General features: G+C 36.4%; 17 protein-coding genes. 4 read left to right on the top strand and 13 right to left on the bottom strand.

Annotation, left to right across the window (positions count from 1 at the left end):
* Window positions 1–40: 40 nt before the first annotated feature.
* From RYK16_RS01445 to RYK16_RS01435, 3 genes are all read right to left on the bottom strand, one after another.
* On the bottom strand, window positions 41–316 hold the full coding sequence (locus tag RYK16_RS01445; RefSeq protein WP_314850286.1) for a glutaredoxin domain-containing protein: 276 nt from the start codon (window positions 314–316) through the stop codon (window positions 41–43).
* Between the two features lie 60 nt (window positions 317–376).
* Window positions 377–1,624 carry a chloride channel protein gene (locus tag RYK16_RS01440; RefSeq protein ID WP_314850285.1) on the bottom strand — a complete coding sequence of 416 codons (1,248 nt, stop codon included), beginning with the start codon at window positions 1,622–1,624 and terminating at the stop codon, window positions 377–379.
* Between the two features lie 128 nt (window positions 1,625–1,752).
* A complete protein-coding gene (locus tag RYK16_RS01435; RefSeq protein WP_314850284.1) occupies window positions 1,753–3,555 on the bottom strand; it encodes an FAD-dependent oxidoreductase in 1,803 nt (600 codons plus the stop codon).
* A gap of 301 nt (window positions 3,556–3,856) precedes the next feature.
* Here RYK16_RS01435 and RYK16_RS01430 point away from each other — a divergent pair, with 301 nt between their 5' ends.
* The gene (locus RYK16_RS01430; protein WP_314850283.1) at window positions 3,857–4,840 is read left to right on the top strand and encodes an LD-carboxypeptidase; all 984 of its coding nucleotides are present in this window, start codon (window positions 3,857–3,859) and stop codon (window positions 4,838–4,840) included.
* A gap of 23 nt (window positions 4,841–4,863) precedes the next feature.
* Here RYK16_RS01430 and RYK16_RS01425 read toward each other — a convergent pair whose 3' ends face one another.
* The 5 genes from RYK16_RS01425 to RYK16_RS01405 form a co-directional block, all read right to left on the bottom strand.
* Window positions 4,864–5,553, bottom strand: coding sequence for a CBS domain-containing protein (locus RYK16_RS01425; protein ID WP_314850282.1), 690 nt, complete (start codon window positions 5,551–5,553; stop codon window positions 4,864–4,866).
* Window positions 5,554–5,567: 14 nt separating this feature from the next.
* Window positions 5,568–6,404 (bottom strand): HAD family hydrolase, encoded by an 837-nt coding sequence (locus RYK16_RS01420; RefSeq protein WP_314850281.1) that lies wholly within the window; start codon window positions 6,402–6,404, stop codon window positions 5,568–5,570.
* Between the two features lie 82 nt (window positions 6,405–6,486).
* Window positions 6,487–7,851: a Sapep family Mn(2+)-dependent dipeptidase gene (locus RYK16_RS01415; RefSeq protein WP_314850280.1), complete on the bottom strand. Its 1,365-nt coding sequence runs from the start codon at window positions 7,849–7,851 to the stop codon at window positions 6,487–6,489.
* Window positions 7,852–7,887: 36 nt separating this feature from the next.
* Window positions 7,888–8,643: an exodeoxyribonuclease III gene (locus RYK16_RS01410; protein WP_314850279.1), complete on the bottom strand. Its 756-nt coding sequence runs from the start codon at window positions 8,641–8,643 to the stop codon at window positions 7,888–7,890.
* Window positions 8,640–10,436 (bottom strand): aminopeptidase P family protein, encoded by a 1,797-nt coding sequence (locus RYK16_RS01405; RefSeq protein ID WP_314850278.1) that lies wholly within the window; start codon window positions 10,434–10,436, stop codon window positions 8,640–8,642. The genes RYK16_RS01410 and RYK16_RS01405 overlap by 4 nt, the downstream gene beginning before the upstream one ends.
* A gap of 210 nt (window positions 10,437–10,646) precedes the next feature.
* On the opposite strand from RYK16_RS01405, the gene RYK16_RS01400 reads away from it, so the two are divergent.
* Entirely contained in the window at window positions 10,647–10,868 is a 222-nt protein-coding gene (locus RYK16_RS01400) for a hypothetical protein (RefSeq protein WP_314850277.1), read from the top strand.
* A 104-nt stretch (window positions 10,869–10,972) separates the two neighbouring features.
* The gene (locus RYK16_RS01395) at window positions 10,973–13,105 is read left to right on the top strand and encodes a cation transporter (protein ID WP_314850276.1); all 2,133 of its coding nucleotides are present in this window, start codon (window positions 10,973–10,975) and stop codon (window positions 13,103–13,105) included.
* Between the two features lie 95 nt (window positions 13,106–13,200).
* Here the strand turns inward: RYK16_RS01395 and RYK16_RS01390 are convergent, their stop codons facing one another.
* Together RYK16_RS01390 and RYK16_RS01385 are read right to left on the bottom strand one after the other, a co-directional pair.
* Window positions 13,201–13,479: a type II toxin-antitoxin system YafQ family toxin gene (locus RYK16_RS01390; RefSeq protein ID WP_314850275.1), complete on the bottom strand. Its 279-nt coding sequence runs from the start codon at window positions 13,477–13,479 to the stop codon at window positions 13,201–13,203.
* Complete coding sequence (locus RYK16_RS01385) at window positions 13,472–13,741, bottom strand: type II toxin-antitoxin system RelB/DinJ family antitoxin (protein ID WP_314850274.1); 270 nt, start codon at window positions 13,739–13,741, stop codon at window positions 13,472–13,474. Before RYK16_RS01385 ends, RYK16_RS01390 begins: the two co-directional genes overlap by 8 nt.
* Before the next feature lie 566 nt (window positions 13,742–14,307).
* Between RYK16_RS01385 and nudC the strand changes: the two genes are divergently transcribed.
* A complete protein-coding gene (gene nudC, locus RYK16_RS01380; RefSeq protein ID WP_314850273.1) occupies window positions 14,308–15,117 on the top strand; it encodes an NAD(+) diphosphatase in 810 nt (269 codons plus the stop codon).
* Here the strand turns inward: nudC and RYK16_RS01375 are convergent, their stop codons facing one another.
* The 3 genes from RYK16_RS01375 to secA all read right to left on the bottom strand — a co-directional run bounded on the left by RYK16_RS01375 (window position 15,118) and on the right by secA (window position 19,438).
* Window positions 15,118–15,981 (bottom strand): RluA family pseudouridine synthase, encoded by an 864-nt coding sequence (locus tag RYK16_RS01375; RefSeq protein ID WP_314850272.1) that lies wholly within the window; start codon window positions 15,979–15,981, stop codon window positions 15,118–15,120.
* Window positions 15,974–17,084 (bottom strand): peptide chain release factor 2 gene (gene prfB / locus RYK16_RS01370; protein ID WP_314850271.1). Its coding sequence is split into 2 segments (ribosomal slippage): window positions 15,974–17,011 and window positions 17,013–17,084, totalling 1,110 coding nucleotides; the frame shifts between segments, so codons are not numbered across the junction. Before prfB ends, RYK16_RS01375 begins: the two co-directional genes overlap by 8 nt.
* A gap of 2 nt (window positions 17,085–17,086) precedes the next feature.
* A complete protein-coding gene (gene secA / locus RYK16_RS01365; protein WP_314850270.1) occupies window positions 17,087–19,438 on the bottom strand; it encodes a preprotein translocase subunit SecA in 2,352 nt (783 codons plus the stop codon).
* Window positions 19,439–19,518: the final 80 nt, after the last annotated feature.

Below are 19,518 nucleotides of genomic sequence, written 5' to 3'. Positions count from 1 at the left end.
CTACTTAAAAAAGGAATCTTTGATAGATTCCTTATCAAAACTATTTAGCAGCTTCAAATACTTTACGCACTTGTTCCTTGCATTCTTCATACTTTTCGAATAAATGCGCTTCATAGATTTTCTGATCACCAATCCACATACATGGAACTGCGTGATAATCATACTTATCAATGATTTCTGGATGTTCATTTTCCTCAATCATATCGATTTCAATGTTGTTGTATTCTGGATTCTCTGCTCTTAGCTCTTTGATTGCCTTGTTTGCATTTTTGCAATATGGGCAAGAATTGAGATGGAAATAAGTAATTTTCTTCATATCATTTACCTCTATGTACCTATTTTACTATTTTTTGTTTATTTTTATAGCGAAATGCTTTTAGTTTGTATTACGTTCGATACGTGTACTATTCATCTTAGAGAAGATAATTGTCTGCGCTTTATATAGTCCTGAATAGCCAGAAACAATATAACTAATTGCGACCGCAATTAATAAGAATGAACTTGCCTGGAAGTTGAATAATTCAAAACCAATAAGCAATGATGCGATTGGGCAGTTCGTAACTCCACAGAATACCGCAACCATACCTACTTCAGCCCATAAACCAGCAGGTAATCCGAAGATTGTACCAAACGCACTACCAAGTGTAGCACCGATAATTAAGGATGGAATAATTTCGCCACCCTTGTATCCAGATGAAAGCGTAACTGATGTAAAAAGTATCTTGAGTAAGAATGCGTAGATAGGAACATCACCCTCCAATGCACGTTCAATCATATGTGCACCAACACCATTGTAATCTTGATTACCTACTAACAGTGTTAATACGATGATCATCACAGCACCTACAATTGCACGTACATATGCATTTTCAATCATCGCAAATATATGGTGTGTCTTATGCAAACTATATACAAATAAGCGGCTGACTAAGCCAGCTAAAAGTGATAGAACAATTACTGCAATCGCTGTAATTGCGTCTAAGTTAGGAACTGTTCCTATATGATGCATAGGTTCTACAAGATTCAATGCAGTCGCAACGCTATGTCCAATTAATGATGCGATAGCACATGGAAGTAATGCCGCGTATTGCATATATCCTACATGTACAACTTCAAGTGGGAAAATAGTCGCTGTAAGTGGTGTGCCGAATAAAGCTGAGAAACAACCAGACATACCAGCCATGATTAATGTTTTTTTATCCTCTTCTTTTAAATGAAGTGTCTTTGATACAAAACTACCAACACTACCACCAATCTGTAGTGCTGCACCCTCACGTCCAGCAGAACCGCCAAACAAGTGTGTAATAACAGAAGAAATAAAGATGAGTGGTCCAATACGCACAGGTAAATGTGGTTCAGAGTGAATCGAATTGATTACCAAGTCTGTTCCTGCGTCTTTATATTTTGCGAGTTGATATAGCAACACGATAATGACACCACCGAGTGGTAGAAAATAGATTAGCCATGGGTATTGTGCTCTTAGCTCAATGACACTATTTACACTCACAGTAAATAAGGTGCCGATAGCACCTGCACCAATGCCTACGATTGCTGCATATATCAGAATGCGTATAAAGTCTATACTTTGCTTAAGATCTAACTTCTTCTCATTCGTATTTGTCATAACTTACTCCTTCTTTTGTACCATACTATAACAGATTTATTTTCAGATTGTAAAACCGTATTAATGATACAACCAATCCATCAAAAAAGTACGTATGAATTTTATTTTCCATACATACTCTTTTGCAATTATTCCTGTAATGCATTTATGATTTCATCTGCGACATATTTTCCAGACACAAATGCCCATGCAAGAGCTGCACCCCCTGGCATCTTTTCGCCAAATACATTTCCTGCAATACTACCTACCGCAAAGACATTTGTCTTCGCTTGTCCACTGCCATCTAATAGATTCAAGTGATCGTCCACCTTTAAACCACCTGTTGTCTCATAGCGATATTTATTGAGCGGAATAATGCATGTTGGTTTTTCCGGATCTATCTTACCAATCACATTAGTATTTAAAGCCTCTATTTCAAAGTTATGATAATTAATTGTTTCTAATAATTTCTGTGCATCCAAGTCTGCAGAAACAGCAGCTTCACTCAGTGTTTCACCACTGAATGGCACAATAGCGTACATGGACTGTAAATACTTTTCTTCTGCTTTTGTAATTGTCGCAGTGGAAAGTAATTTTTTCTTCCACTCTTGGTATACGTCCTCATTCATCACGAGATAGGAAGTCGCATTATTCTGGTTGTGGATTGCTTCTGAGATTTGGTTATATGGTTCTGTTTCATCGATGAAACGTTCACTAGTATTGTTGACTAATACAACACCTTTGGAAAGAATCGATTTTGTCGCAAGATAGGCATCTAGCGTAATATCACGAACAGTATATCCCAAATAGTTATATACAACCGAACCATCCTCTATCTGATAAGGATGTTTTTCATCTTTCGCTAACGCTAATGCATCACCTGTATTAGTAGTAAGGCCTAAGTAAGAAGAGTTATGATCGCGATCTGGAATCAGATTTAGATTTCCTGCAGAAGTACCTGTTGCGAGAACAACATACTTTGATGTTGTTTCAATAATATCCCCATTCGATTTTTTAGCTCTAACTCCGATGATTTTACCTTCTTCATCATAACGTAATCCAATGATACCTGTATTCGTATGAACACTAGAACCAGATACTTTCACTTCTTTTCGAAGTAACTCATCAATTTCACCACTCGATTCATCATATAACATGACCGAATTGAGGGCTAAACCGTCTGTAGGAATGTAGCCTGTCTTCTTATCAAAGGTAATACCCAAAATCTTAAACTGCCAATCTACCATTTCCCCAATTTGATTTTCAAATAATTGTGTTAACGTAGGACTGTTTGTTTGATTCGTATAAGCTGTAATATCTTCTGCTAATGTTCCTGCAGAATCAATGTTCTCAAGATTTAACTTTGTGGAACCTGCTACAATTTGACCACTATTTGCATAGTATCTTAGGGAGCCACCAATCTCACTATCCTTTTCAATCAAGGTCGTCTTATAACCTTTTTCCTGCAATCGTAATACAGTTGCGATGCCTGCTGCACCACCACCCACAACTGTCACATCTGTATCTTCTTGAATAATCTTTTCTTTATTCTTACCCGTACAATCCTTCTGCCACTCCTCGACATTACCATTAGCAGCAGTAATTGCATTACCAATCGCTTCGATTACTGCTTTCGAAGTCTGGGTAGCACCCGTAGAAATATCTACATTTAAAGACTGCTCATTGATTACATATTCTGGAATCTTATTTAACGGCGCATCGGATACTGCATCTGTTTCTTGTTCATCCGTTACAATAACATTAGTCAAAATACCATTACGGAACGATACAGATACCGTTATATAGCCATTATAACCAGTCCCAATTCCTGTATAGCTACCATCATTTACAGTATGAGTCATAGTTGACTCTTTCTGTGGTGCACAACCAATCATGCCTGCTACAAGTAATAAAGCTGTTCCAGTTTTACAGATTTTATCTAGCATATTCATAGAATTATTATATCATCTTATAATTCTAGTGAAATATGTGATTCAACACATCATTTATTCAGATAATGTTCACATAGCGTTCTTATTTCCTTAACATTTTCACTTTATAGTAATAACTGTAAACAGAAAGGAGGATATAGAACAAAGTTGCTAAAGAGTAACTAAAAATACAGTAGTAATTAAATTATTTCTTAAATTCATAAATTCCCCCCAATTTATAAAAATAATAATAAGTTTTACTTAACCATCGGCTCCCCACCGATGGTTATTTTATGTATAATACGACTTAAGGAGACCAACTATGAAATATCCTAAATTTATAAAGCAAGGTAGTACAATTGGTGTCTGCGCTCCAAGTTCGGGCATCGGTAAGTTCGAAAAGAAATTCCAACGTTCAATTGATAACCTGCATGCGTATGGCTATCAGACAAAAGAAACCGCATCTGTTCGAAATGAAAGTGAACCAAGCAATTCTTCAACCATTCGTGCAAGGGAGGTCGAAGAGTTATTACTCGATAAAGATGTAGATATGATCATGGCCGCAACTGGAGGAGATTTCTTGTTTGATATCCTACCTCACTTAAATCCATCTATCATACAAGAAAATATAAAGTGGATTATGGGTGCTTCTGATCCAACAGGACTTGTCTACCCTATTACTACGAAGTATGATATCGCAACACTCTATGGAGAAAATGCCGGTGATTATTACGCAATACCTACTCCGGATTATTTGGAAGGAAATCTAGCTATATTAAACGGTGATTTGGTTGTACAAACAAATTATCCAAGACGCATGGAACAACCACCATTCTTTTGCGATGATATTATCTATGATAAAGAAAATATTTGGAAATCTACATCTAATACGATTGATGTTGAAGGAAGATGTATTGGTGGGTGTATCGATGTACTAAAAGATTTAATTGGCACACCATATGATGGTACATTAGATTTTATCGAACGTTATCGCAATGATGGTATTATTTGGTACTTCGATAACTTCGCAATGAATAGTGAAACACTCTACCGTACCCTTTTACAAATGAAGTATATGGGCTGGTTTGAAACAACCAAAGCTATCATCATCGGAAGAACATGTTTTGAATCTAATAGTACTGGCTTAAGTTACGAGGATACAATTAAACATGCATTACAAGATATACCAGTTATCTATGATGCGGATATTGGCCATACTGTCCCACGCATCACAATGATGAATGGCGCTATTTTACACTTACAGTATGAAAATGGAAATGCAGCACTACAATTCAAACTAAAATAATAGGGTCTACACCCTATTATTTTTTATGCATAAATTTTTAAGATATTTGGTAAGTCTGAAGTTGTAATAATACCAATAGGTTTTTCACTAGGCTTTCCCGATTCGGTGATTAAGATTGCCAGTAAAGTAATACCTTCTTCTCTAGCCTTATCAAAATAACGCAATACAACATCAACATTATTACTCTTAGAAGTAAACACAACCCTAGAGTTCTTCGTAGAAGATAAGACGTCAGATACGACTGTATTATCTGTTTTTCCTTGCATCGCAACTTTTGCAATTTCATCTAAGGTAATCATTCCCACAAAATTCTGTCCTTTATATACAGGAACTTTAGATGTGTCCATCTCTTGCATCAGATGAAATGCATCACGAATACTTGTATCAGTATGTACTGTTTTAACCGGCATGCTTGCATACTTTAGAATATCATGTGGTTCCGTTAATAATTTTGCGATTCTTTCAATGTCTTCTGTAACACTATCGCATGGTTCAGCGATAATTTCTTTTTCACTACCACGGATATGAACAATTGCATTACGTAATTCATTATATTCACGTAGAGATTGTTGGTTAAGTGCGACAACTCTACTTCGATTAGCACAGCGAGCTACAAGTTGTGAAAACGGAATGTACTTTGGTTGTTCTGCTAATTCAGCCAATTTCTTCTCACACTGTGCATAGGCATTTAAAAATCTCTCAGCATTTGTCATAGATATATCCTTCTTTACTTGATTTTACCTTCCAAAGCTTCTAGAGCACTGTCTGCACTCATGTGATCGAGTATCATCTTCATCAATGTTTCCATTTCTGAACCTTCACTGTAATCCGCTTTCACCATGTAGTTTGCACGCTCTTCACGGATAAGTTTTTCCGCAATCTTCTTTGCTTTTGCGGATTTCTCGTTGTAAACTGCTACTGAACGACCACCATATTCTTTTACAAGACGCATACATGGTACATCTGTTAAGCCATCTGCCACATAAACCATCTTTGTAAGTGGGATTGGACGTAACTTTGGATCAATATAAGTATTTAAGTCTTCGGCATCATTTTCATCTAATACCTGTTTATTGATACGGAAGATATATTGTGTCTTTGTTGTATAGTTTACGATTTGCGCTGGCCATCTTGCAAATCCATTTTCATCGTAGAAATAACTACATGCATAGATATGCTTAAACTCACCCGCAACTGTTACATTCTCAATGATTTCTTTCATACCACTAGAGATAATGTAATGTTCTACTTCAAGTCCTAATTTTTTACCATACTTGTTAATACGCTTGAACCAAGTATCAACCCCGTTATACAACACAATTCCCTTTCCTACGCCTTCGAATTGTTGTTTTGTAAGTGGTTGACCCATCTCCTCAAACTTCTTCTGCAACATATATAGATATGCACTAATCGCATCCATATGATGTTGTGAAGCTAGTTCAGTTACTTCTGCCCAAAAATCTTTTGGGTTATCATAGCCTAAAGATGGTATCAAGCTATATTCCTGCATGTCTTTGCCACACAGTGTTTTATCGAAATCATATAAAATCGCTACTTTTGTCATGTGACTATTATATCACGCTGTATGATTCATAGTTGTAAGATAAGTAAAAAGACAGAAGCTTTTACAGTTTCTGTCTATTCATTTAGATTTGTAAGAGTTTTAGAATTGCAGCTACATAGATTTCTGCTTGCAGGAGTAATTCATTAATCTCTACATATTCATTTGCGTCATGAATATGATAATCCTTGCCTTGGAATGCGCATCCAAATGCGATTGTATTATCAATTCCCTTTGCGTATGTTCCACCACCTAATGTGATTGGCTGTGCTTCCTTATCACCTGTTACCTCACGGTATGCAGAGCATAATGCACTAACAAGTGGAGAGTCAATCGGGAAGAAGAGTGGTTCATGTGAACTGAGCACTTCAATTACACCATTTTCATCTTCAAGATGGCCTTCCATTAACTTTAGTACCTTACGAGAAGTTAAAGTAACTGGGAAACGAATATCGATAGAACCTTCAATAACACCATCCTGCATTGAGATGACACCATTGTTTTGTGTTAACGCTCCATATTCATCAGAACAGTTTGCGCCAAAGCCACTTCCATCTGTCGCAAGTCCAAAGTGCTTGCAATAGAAATCAACGAATCCATCTTGGAAACCAGCTTGCTTTAAGCCATCCATTAAGTAGGATAATGCATTCTTACCAAGTTCTGGTAAACTTGCATGTGCAGCAATTCCCTGTACAGAAATCTTAACATCATTTTCATCAATGTTTTCGATACTGAATTCTAGATTTTCGTTATTAAAGTAGTCTTCCAGTGTCTTACGAGAGAAACTATTTTTATCGATAACTACGTAGCAGTTACGACATACGATATTTTTAGCAGTACCACCTTGAATATCCTTAATGGCAGTATTCTTAGATAGGTAACGCATGGCAATCATACCCTTTTCACCATGTACACCAGGGAAGTCTCCATCTGGTGTAAATCCATAGTCTACAGAACCTTCTTTTTCAACATAGTGCTTTAGGCACTTAGATCCAGTTTCTTCATTTGTACCAAAGATTAAGCGAATTCTCTTTGTAAGTGGAACATTCATGTCTTTGATTACCTTTAATGCAATCATGCTGGCAACCATCGCACCCTTGTCATCACTTACACCACGACCATATAGAACACCATCTTTTTCTACCATTTCAAATGGATTACTATTCCATCCATCTTTTACATTAGCAGGTACGACGTCTAAATGTCCGATAATACCAATCAGCTTTTCCCCTGAGCCAATTTCTGCATAACCAATATAGTTATCCAAATTCACTGTATCAAAACCATCTGCCTTCATCATCTCTAATGCTGTTTCTAAAGCGACCTTAGGTCCTTTACCAAACGGTGCATCTGGTTCTGGAGTTCCTTCCACACTATTTATTGATATAAGTTTTCCTAGTCTACTTAGTAGTTCTTCCTTATATCCATATACCATAGATTTTACATCCATGATCTCACCTCCGTAATTCTAATATGTACTATTTTATTACAGATTGATATTTAATCCAACTGGACAGTGATCAGAGCCCTCTGTCTGATCAAATATCAATGCGTCTTGTACATTTGCTAGTAGACGTTGACTGACTAAGAAATAGTCAATCCGCCAACCAACATTTCTTTCGCGGGCTTTCATGCGATAACTCCACCAAGAGAACTTCTGTGTATCTGGATAGAGTTCTCTAAATGTATCACAGAAGCCTGAGCCTAGTAATTTTGTCATCGCTGCACGTTCTTCATCTGAGAAACCAGGATTCTTATGGTTAGTCGCTGGATTCTTCAAGTCAATTTCTTCATGCGCAACATTTAAGTCACCAGTATAGATAACTGGTTTTTTCTTATCTAATTCCATTAGATGCTTACGTAACATCTCTTCCCATTCAATACGATATGGTAGACGTAATAAGCCATCTTTAGAATTTGGTACATATGCACATACAAAATAGAAATCTGGATATTCAAGGGTAATAACTCTTCCTTCCTTGGTTACATCTCCTTCAATTTCATAAGTGACACTGAGTGGTTCATGTTTTGTATAAATTAGTGTTCCAGAATATCCTTTTCTTTCTGCACTATTCATGTACATATGATAACCATCAAACTTCATCGTATCTTCAAGCTGATCTGGTTGCATCTTTGTTTCCTGTAAGGCAAAGAAATCTGCATCCTGTTCCTTAAAGAAATCTGCGAATCCCTTCTTCATTGCGGCTCTTAAGCCATTTACATTCCAAGATATGAATTTCATGCACGCGTAATCTTTCCAGTAGCTTTCTTTAAGAAGCTCTTTTCTTTACCGCTAAGAAGTGGTCCAATCTTTTCCCAAATCATCTTGTGGTATGCATTAATCCAATCAATCTCTTCATCGCTGAGATACTTTGTATCAATCGCATCACGGTCATATGGTACGTATGTAATATCTTCAAAGGATAAGAACTGTCCGTAGAAATTCTTTTCTTCCTTTTGAACAATCATCTCATTTTCAATACGAATACCTAACTTATGAGGCATATATACACCTGGTTCATTTGTGACAACCATTCCCTCTTGAAGAACAACTGCTTTACCATTTGCAGGCATGCCCCAACGAATTCCGTGTGGACCTTCATGTACAGCTAATACGTGACCCACACCATGACCTGTACCACATTGATAATCAATGCAATCATTCCATAATGGATTTCTTGCAAGAATGTCTAAGTTATTGCCTGTTGTTCCATATAAGAACTTTGCATGCAATAAATCAAGATGTCCCTTTAATACCTTTGTATATAACTTCTTTTCTTCTGCTGTTAATTCACCAACAGCGATTGTTCTTGTAATATCTGTTGTTCCATCCTTGTATGTTCCACCAGAGTCAACAAGCAAGAAACCTTTTGGTTTTACTGCCGCATGTTTTTCTTTAGTTGCAGTGTAATGCATCATTGCAGCATTCTCTTGATATGCACAGATTGTTTCAAATGATGGTTCGATGTAATCCTTCTGTTCTGCACGTAATGCATATAAATGATCTTGTGCTGTCACTTCTGTCATCTTGCCTTTTGCAACATTACTCTTTACCCAAGAAATAAACTTCACCATCGCAACCGCATCCTTTACGTGTGCATTACGAATGTTCTTAATCTCTGTCTTATTCTTGATTGCACGGAAGTAAGCGACTGGTGAAATTGCATCATAAATCTCATTACCCGCTAATGCTTTATACAGATTGGAGTTGAGATGTCCCATATCTGCCCAGATCTTCTTACCTTCTAATTGTTTTAAGTCCTTCATTAACGCATTGTATGGACGCACTGTTACCTTATTGTCTTTGAAGTACTTTGCAACCTTCGCATTAATCTTCTTAGAATCTACATAATAGTAGAGTTTTTTGTTAGTAATTGCTGCGAATGCATAACTCACTGGAGTGCATGCAATATCATTGCCACGAATATTCAATAACCAACATGGATCTTCTAAAGCAGTAAATAAGATTGCATCACATTTGCTTGCCTTCATTGCTTCTCTTGCACGTGCAATTCTTTCTGATGCTTCTTCACCTGTATACTTCTTAGGAAGTACATATAATTCTTCCGTTGGCATAGCAGGTCTATCTTTACCCCAAACCATTCCAACAAGATCTTCTGTTGTATATAACTTTGCATTCTTTTCCTTTAGAGCTTCTGTTAGATGTAAATAATTTCTAGCAGAAACAACTGCTCCATCAAAACCTAACACACCATTCTTTGGTGTATTCGCAATTAAGAAATCAATTGGATTTGGTACACCTTCTTGACGCAGTCTCATTAATGTAACACCAGTTCCCTGAAGTTCATTTTCTGCCTGTGTAAAGAATCTTCCATCTGTCCAAAGACCTGCAAAATCCTTTGTGATAATTGTGCATCCGGATTCTCCACTGAAACCAGACATATATGATTTACACTTAAAATAATCAGCTGTATATTCATCAGAAAGATGGTCATCCTCATTCGGAATGTAATATACATCAATCTTACGTTCAGCCATCAAAGCTCTTAATTGTTTGATTCTATCCTGTATCATAATTTAATCACCTCGTTATAATTATACTCGATATTTTTCAAACAAAAACAAATCCGCTTCAATTCTGTACTTTTTGTTAGAACAAACTAACCTAAATTTACCAATAAAGCTATAATCATAAGAATATAATTTACAATTATGTTGAAATACAGACAAAACATCACTATTTTTTTGTGTAAGAATGGTATAATCCATAAAGGAGGATTATTTATGGAAAAGAAAAAAGATTGGCTAGGCATCGTCTTTGGTACAATTTGGTTTCTATATGCAGCCTTTGTCTTAGTCAACTATCTATCCGGAAATCTAAACGGCAGTTTCACTGTACCACGTCTTTTAGTAGTGATATATGATATTTTCGGAGTAGTCCCTGGTTCAATTGTGCAGATGGTTGTAAGTGCCATTGTAGTAATCTTAAGTATTCGTGGAAGATAATTTTTGTAAAGAGACACATGGAATTCATGTGTTTTCTTTTATCTATCACAGAATATACATTCCTATTCTGTTGATAATTTTGTAAAATATAACAGAGGACATCCATGGAAACTATCAGACAAACATTTTCAGTCGCAAATCTGTATTTAAATGCAAGCGCTGATACCATCTATCAACGCTTAATGAATACGCAAGGAATCGTTGCTGTAACGGTTGCTTTAAGCGACCGCAATGTAACTGTCGAGTTTGATCCATCGATGATTACAGCAGATATCATTATTGCAAAAATCAAAGCATGCGGATATCAAGCATATACACGTGAGATTCCAACTTCAGATATGCTGATACCACAAGATCATAAAGTTTCAATCAAACCAAATTATCGTATCTTATTTGTTTTTGTGGTTGAAATAATTCTACTAGCGATTCTATGGATCATGCATGTTACACCTTGGATAGGATTAATATTTTCTCTATATTCTCTGTATGTAGGTCGTTTAATATTCATGCATGCAAAAGAGGAAATTCAAAAAAGAAATCCATCTTCCGCTACTATCGGTAGTATTGCCGTTGTGATTACATTTTTATACGGTATTTATCTTACAATTCAAAATACTGTAAATGCATATCCATTTGTTATTTCAATGATTGTAATACTTGGAGCAAATATCTATAAAACAAAATACCTGAAGTACATGCAACAATGTTCTTCTACTTCGTTAAATATTAAACAATATATTCCAGAAAATACAGCCGTCTTCAATAAGACTGGAGAAGTCATCGAAGAAACAAGCCAACTCAAAAAAAATCAAATTTTGATTATCAGGCCTAATGAAAACATTCCTTGCGACGGTATCGTCGTAGAAGGATATGCATCTGTTGATGAATCTACACTGACAGGTGTACAATCAAACATCACAAAATCCGAAGGATCTTATGTTTATGCTGGTACACGTTGTTTGCAAGGCTCTATACAGATTAAAGTAGAGAAGATTGGGGAAAAGACAACACTATTACAGTTTGCAAAACTAGCAAAAGAAACAGCGAACGATAAATCCTTTGATTCACCATTTAAGAACTTCTCAAAATACTTATTCTTATATTCAATTATTGCAGCTATTATCTTATTCTTTGGTTGGATCTTAGTTGGTAAGTCATTCTCTATTGCAATCAGTATTTCTGTTGCAGTACTAGCATCTGTTGCAATGAATGCACTAACAATTGCCTCAGAAAAAGAAGTATTAGAAAAGGCTATCTACGCTGCTAAAAATCATGTTTTATTCCGTAATGTGGACGCATTAGAAATAGCAGGCAAAGCAGAAACATTATTCCTTGAGCAAGATGATGTATTGATTGCTTCAAAACCTGAAGTTACAGATTTTATTCCTGTTGATGAAACAGATTTAAATATCATGCGCTATATTGCATATACACTTTCCAATAAAAGACATGATAGTTATTCAAGAGCGATCAATCGCTACTTAAAATCACAAAAGATTTCATCCACAAATCTAAGTGTTCTAACAAATTTCCAAAAGACGCATCCAAGCGACTCTATTCAAAGTACATACAAGTTATGTAATATCCATGAATTCTTAAATAACAATCTAATAAATGATTCTACAAATCAGAAGATTGATAAACTCAAGCAGGAAGGGAAGACTGTATTTATCCTAGTTGATGAAAAACAGGTGATTGGCTTAATTGCAGCCCAAAAGCCAGTCGTACCAAATAGTTTACAGGCAATTAGTTCTCTAAAAGAAATTATTGACGTTCACCTATTTGCTCGTGGCAATACAGAAGAGATTCAATACATTCAGGATGCTTGTGGAATTCAGAACATTCATGCAAATGTAGATATGAACGAAAAAGAAAATCTGATAAAATCATGCTCGCATGACTCTATCAGTATGTACGCAAGTGCAGACGGTTCATCCTCTTCATCTACAGCTGATGTAAATGTTCAATTCGGTATTCATCAGGATCTAGATTCTGATGATAACGACATTATATTAACGCGTAAACGTTTAAGTGATTTAGTATTTGCAATCCAAACATCTGCGAAACTAAATCAACAAATCCAATTTAAACAGATAGCGATTATCATATATCACGTCCTGGCTGTCGTATTATTTGGATTTATTACACCAATTTTCTTCGACATTCCATTACCGGCAATCCTTCCATGTATCACATCCATCTATGTTATTCGCTTCTTATTCCAATCACATGACTAAAAACAAGTTTCGGTAAAATCAACTATATAAAATTGCATAGAATTTTAAAAGCAGTACATAAAACCTAAATGGTTGAATGTACTGCTTATTTATATTTAAAATAAATCACTATGTGTACCTGTTCTAATTAATTCAAGAATTAATTCTTGTTTAATAACCCTATATACCAAAAGCCAATCAGGTTCTATATGGCATTCTCTTACATCTTTATAATTCCTAGAATTAGTTAATGCATGGTCTCTATAGATTTCTGGTAATGTTACTTGATTACATAACAACATAATTACTTCCTGTAGTTTTTTCTTATCACAGCCTCTTTTGATTGCTTGTTTATAATCCTTCTTGAATTTATTTGTATACAGCGCTTTAAGCATCTAGTGACTCCATAAGTTCATCAATACTATTAAAAGGACCATTTAAATCCTTTCTCTTCGTGGCATCGTCAATCGCCGCATATGTCTCTATATTTGGCTCTTCTATTTTTACATCGAAGGGTAGACCATGATGTTGTAATGCTTGTCGATAGAAAATACCAGTGGCCGTACTCATATCAAGCCCTAAAGATTTGAATAGTTTTGTTGCCCGTACTTTAATGTCATGATCGATACGTATTGTCATATTCTCTTTATTTGCCATATTACTCACCCCTTTCTTTTATATTTTATCATAAAATAATTCATATTGCATTGCATTGCACATAATTATATGGTTTATACACATTTTATATAAAATTCCTAATAAACTTTACTACATAGATATAACAAAAAGGTCTCGATTAAACCCTGCTGTTTCAATCCAACGGTTTGATTTGGCGAGACCTTTCTTAATGCTATAGATTTGCTACATTATCTTTTTTTGCGATACTTCGCTACTGAAATACAAATTTCAGAACTATTTGTTATTCACAAATTATTTTAATATTCTATTTTATTTTAAATTGTCCATTGGTCTGTCCTCAACTTTTCTTGAGAAACAATTCATTTAACGATTACTTTGTTAAATGTTGGAGCGTAAACTGTAATTGAGTAACACTTCCTTCATGAGCTTGTACCTCCTTATCCTTTCTTTTAGGGTACTTCTCTTTGCACCTTTACTATAGCATCGACTTTTAAATTTAATAGTCTTACAATTAAAAATTTTTTGTTCTATAATATTATTGTTGGTCCGATAAGGACCATTTCTTATTTCCAGGAGGTTACCAGATGATCCAAGATATCTACCCACATATCTATAAAAATGCGTTTGAACCTGGTGTTAAACCTTCAAACGATGATATTATCTTTTCATTTGAAGAAGACCAAGTCTTAATGAAAGATGAACATCAGTTCTACCACTATTATGAGATTTCCAAGGAAAGTAATTGTTATTATCTATTTTCAATCGATGATACCAAATTCTTCCTTGCGGATTTAACAAGTCTTAATCATATTAAAGTTTCTTTCCGAACAATGCGTACCTTCGAAAATCAGATGTTAGGTTTTGCGGCTATCACAGCTTGGCATCTATATCGTTGGATTCAGGATAATAAATATTGTGGTAAATGTGGTCATCCTATGGATTTTGACCAAAAAGAAAGAGCATTGCGTTGTCCACATTGCTCAAATATTGTATATCCTAAGATTTCACCTGCCGTTATCGTAGGGGTTACCAATGATAATGGCCAGATTCTTGTTACGAAGTATGCACATGGCCATTACCAAAGCTATGCACTCGTTGCAGGTTACTATGAAATTGGTGAAACAATCGAAGAAACTGTAAAGCGTGAAGTAAAAGAAGAAACTGGACTAGATGTAACTGATATTCGGTACTATAAATCACAACCATGGTCTTTTTCATCCTCATTACTATTTGGTTTCTGGTGTAAGGCGCATGGTGATCAACCAATTCAGATGGATGAAAGTGAGTTGCGTGTAGCTCGTTGGGCAAATCGTGATGAAGAAATTAATACACTGGATAACGCTTCACTAACATCTGAGATGATTCAATATTTCAAACAAGGGAAAGTAGTCTAACTACTTTCTTTTCATATCTTTAGCTAATGCTATTTCTAGTTCAATCTTCTCTTGGCTAAAGGGTTGTAAAAATTTTATTCTTGCACAATGTAAGGCTGGTCGCTTGATCCAATCTGTATTGCCACCATATAGTGAATCACCCAAGAGTGGATGACCGATTCCCGCAAATCCTGCACGTATTTGATGTGTTCTGCCTGTTTTCAAGCAAACCTTAATTAAACATTCTGTTGCATACCGTTTGAGTACTTCATACGTAGTTACACAATCTTTCCCGCCTTGATCAAAGGATTGTACCATTTTCCCTTCTTCTTTCTTCAAAGAAAATGAAAGTAGTCCATAATCATCTAGCTGTCCTTCTACGATAGCGTAATACACTTTTTGAAGTGTTCCATCTTTTCTCTGTGCTGTTAATCTAGCTGCAGCCAACTGATTTTTAGCATATATCATAATACCTGATACATCTTTATCTAATCGCCCTATTGGACGAATTACAAAGTGTTTATCTTGATAATTATTTCGTAGTAGTGTTCCCATATCATCCTCTAAATGATGATGGCTTGGATGAGATGGCATACCAGATGGTTTATTTACAACAACTACATCTTCATCTTCATACAAGATTTCTGGCTCAATACTAATTGGATGTAAATCAAACTTTTCTACACTCAATTCTTCAATCACTAAGATATCTCCAGTATGTACAACTTGATTGACCAGAACTGGTTTCTGATTTAAATACATCTGATAAGCTGAAAACTTAAAGCGAGAAATCTCATGACGGCTAAAACCCAGAGACGATAAAACGGCCTTTACTGTAAGACCGTTTTGTTTATCTGTGATTTGATAGCGTAGTACTTTATTCATCTGCCTTAATCATACTACGTAAATAACTATCAATGAAGCCATCAATTTCACCATCCATGACAGCTTGTACATTACCTGCTTCATGACCAGTACGTAAGTCTTTGACCATTGTATATGGCGCAAAGACATAAGAACGAATTTGAGAACCCCATTCATTTGCCTTCACTTCACCTCTTACCGCAGCTGCACGTTCTTCATTCTCACGAATCTTGAGTTGTAGTAATTTTGACTTCAACATATTCAAGCATGCTTCACGGTTTTGAATCTGTGATCGCTGGGATTGGCAGAATACTGTAATTCCACTTGGAATATGTGTCATACGTACTGCAGAGTCTGTCTTGTTGATGTGCTGTCCACCAGCGCCAGAAGCTCTCATTGTGATAACTTCCAAATCTTTATCATCAATTTCTATTTCAAGATCATCTTCAAACTCAGGCATAATTTCTACTGACGCAAAGGAAGTATGTCTTCTTGCGTTAGAGTCAAATGGGGAAATACGTACCAAACGATGTACACCACTTTCTGCCTTCAGATAACCGTAAGCCATAGGACCTTGGATAAGGACCGAGCAGGATTTCATACCTGCTTCTTCACCTTCTTGATAATCCATTAAATCAATCTTGAAGCCTTTTCTTTCTGCCCAACGCATATACATACGATATAACATTGCGGCCCAGTCCATCGCTTCTGTACCACCAGCACCTGGATGAATTTCTAAAATGGCATTGTGATCATCATACGGACTAGACAATAGAACCTGAATTTCAAACGCTTCAAACTTCTTCATCGTCTCAGTGTATTCTTCACTAATTAACTCATTCATATCTTCATCAAAGGAAGATGATAGTTCACTGATACCTTCGCTTAATTCCGCAAACGCATCGGTTAAGGAATGGTGGATTTCGATTAAAGCTTTTAACTGATTACTTTCGCGAATAATTTTCTGTGCCTTCTTCTGATCATTCCAGAAGTCAGCTTCTGCCATTAAGGCATTGTTTTCTGCTAAACGTTTCTCTTTCCCTTCTAAGTCAAAGAGAGTGGCCAAGCGACTCCAATTTTGCTTGGCACTGAGAAACGCTCTGTCTCATTTCATACAATTCCATGATTACGCCTCCTGTTCAGGTCCATCCACTACGCGAATGTTCATACAGAACGCTACAATTTCACGTGAAATTGTACGCATCATCTCCTCAAATAGGTTAAATCCTTCTGTGACATACGCCTGTAAAGGATTGCTTTGTGCATAAGAACGTAAACCAATACCATCACGTAACTTTGACATTGTATCGATATGATTAGACCATGCACGATCAATCATACGTAATGAAACTTCCTTCTCGATTGGTAGTACCTTGTCTTTTACCTTTTCGATCTTCTGTTCATAATCAGACCACGCCTGTTCCAAGCAGATATCAACGACATCATTTTCTGCTCGTCCTTCAATATCTTCTACGCGAACAACACCCTTAAATCCAATACCATCTAAAGCCGCAATCAACTCATTTAAGTCTTGATCTCTAGCCTCGCTATTGAAGTGTGCTGCCACAATATCAGAGATAACACGCTTAAACATATCGTGAATGACTGCGTGAACATCATCATTTTCAAGAATATAATTTCTTGTTTCGTACATTGTTTCACGCTGTTGACGCATGACATCATCATATTGTAATAACTGTTTACGAGCATCGTAGTTTACACCTTCTACACGACGTTGTGCGCCAGAAATAGAACGTGTAACTGTCTTAGATTCGATAACTGTATCACCAAGTTTCGCAAATAATGCTTCCATGTGCTCAGCACCGAAACGAACCATTAGATCATCCTGGACAGATACATAGAAACGTGACATACCTGGGTCACCTTGACGACCAGAACGTCCACGCAACTGATTATCGATACGTCTAGATTCATGTCTTTCAGAACCTAATACGCAAAGACCACCTAACTCACGAACACCTTCGCCAAGCTTAATATCGGTACCACGACCAGCCATGTTCGTCGCAATTGTAACAGCACCTCTTTGACCAGCCTTAGCGATAATATCTGCTTCACGTGCATTATTCTTAGCGTTTAATACTTCGTGTGGAATATGACGTTCCTTTAAGTACTTAGAAATTAATTCGGAAGTTTCAACCGCAATTGTACCTACAAGTACTGGTTGACCTGCCGCATGACGTTCTACAACCTCGTCTACAAGCGCATTGAACTTTGCCTTCTTCGTGCCATATACCGCATCAGGATAGTCAATACGTGCAACTGGACGGTTTGTAGGAATCTCATAAACATACATATTGTAAATCTCTAGGAATTCTTCTTCCTCTGTCTTCGCTGTACCAGTCATACCGCAAAGTTTGTTATAGAGACGGAAGAAGTTCTGATATGTAATGGTCGCAAGAGTTGTTGTTTCTTGTTTGATAGAAATACCTTCCTTGGCTTCTACGGCCTGGTGTAAACCATCAGACCATTGTCTACCCTTCATCAAACGACCAGTATTTGGATCGACGATAACAATCTCATCATTTTCTTCATCAACGACATACTCAATATCTCTTAACATCACATAGTTAGCCTTTAGTGCTTGGTTGATGTGATGCAATAACTGTGTATGAGCTAGATTAAATAAGTTTTCAATACGGAAAGTAGCCTCTGCTTTCGCAGTACCCTTTTCTGTTAACTGAACTGTACGTGACTTCACGTCTAATTCATAGTCTTCATCTTTCACCAAACGCTTTACAAAGCGATCAGCCTGTAGATAGAGATTGGCAGTATCTTTCTTACCACCAGAAATAATTAATGGAGTACGAGATTCATCAATCAAAATGGAGTCAACTTCATCGACCATCGCAACATTCAAGCCACGAAGTACACGGTCCTCAACACGAGTAACCATGTTGTCACGTAGATAGTCAAATCCAAGTTCTGAGTTTGTTGTATATGTAATATCACAGGCATATGCTGCACACTTTTGTGCCTTTGTTAATTGGCGAAGGTTTAAACCAACTGTTAAACCTAAGAAACGGTGGATCTCTCCCATCCATGCGGAGTCACGTTCTGATAGATATTCGTTTACAGTTACAACGTGAACACCTTTACCATCTAAGGCATTTAAATATACTGCCATAACAGATGTTAAAGTCTTACCTTCACCTGTCTTCATTTCAGCAATATCGCCACCTTGCATAACAGCAGCACCCATGAGCTGTACAGGATATGGGAATTCTCCAATAACTCTTCGGCAAGCTTCACGTGCTGTCGCAAATGCCTCTACAAAAATATCATCTAGAGTAGCACCAGCAGCAAGCTTTTCTCTTAGGTACGGTGTCATTGCCTTGAGTTCATCATCGCTCTTGGCTTTATATTCTTCCTCCAGTTCTAAAACTGGTTTGATCTTTTTTTGAATCTGTTTTAACTTACGGGCGTCTTCGTTGAATAATCGACTTAAAAAATTTGCCATAATGCCTCCATATTTTTTATACTAAATAACTATTTTATTATATATTTTCGGCATGTAAAAGGCAATGAGACAAGCCTAGC

Origin of the sequence: uncultured Solobacterium sp. (genome assembly GCF_963550625.1) — a bacterium.
Taxonomy (GTDB): Bacteria; Bacillota_I; Bacilli_A; order Erysipelotrichales; family Erysipelotrichaceae; genus Bulleidia.
This window is presented reverse-complemented; position numbering and strand designations above follow the sequence as displayed.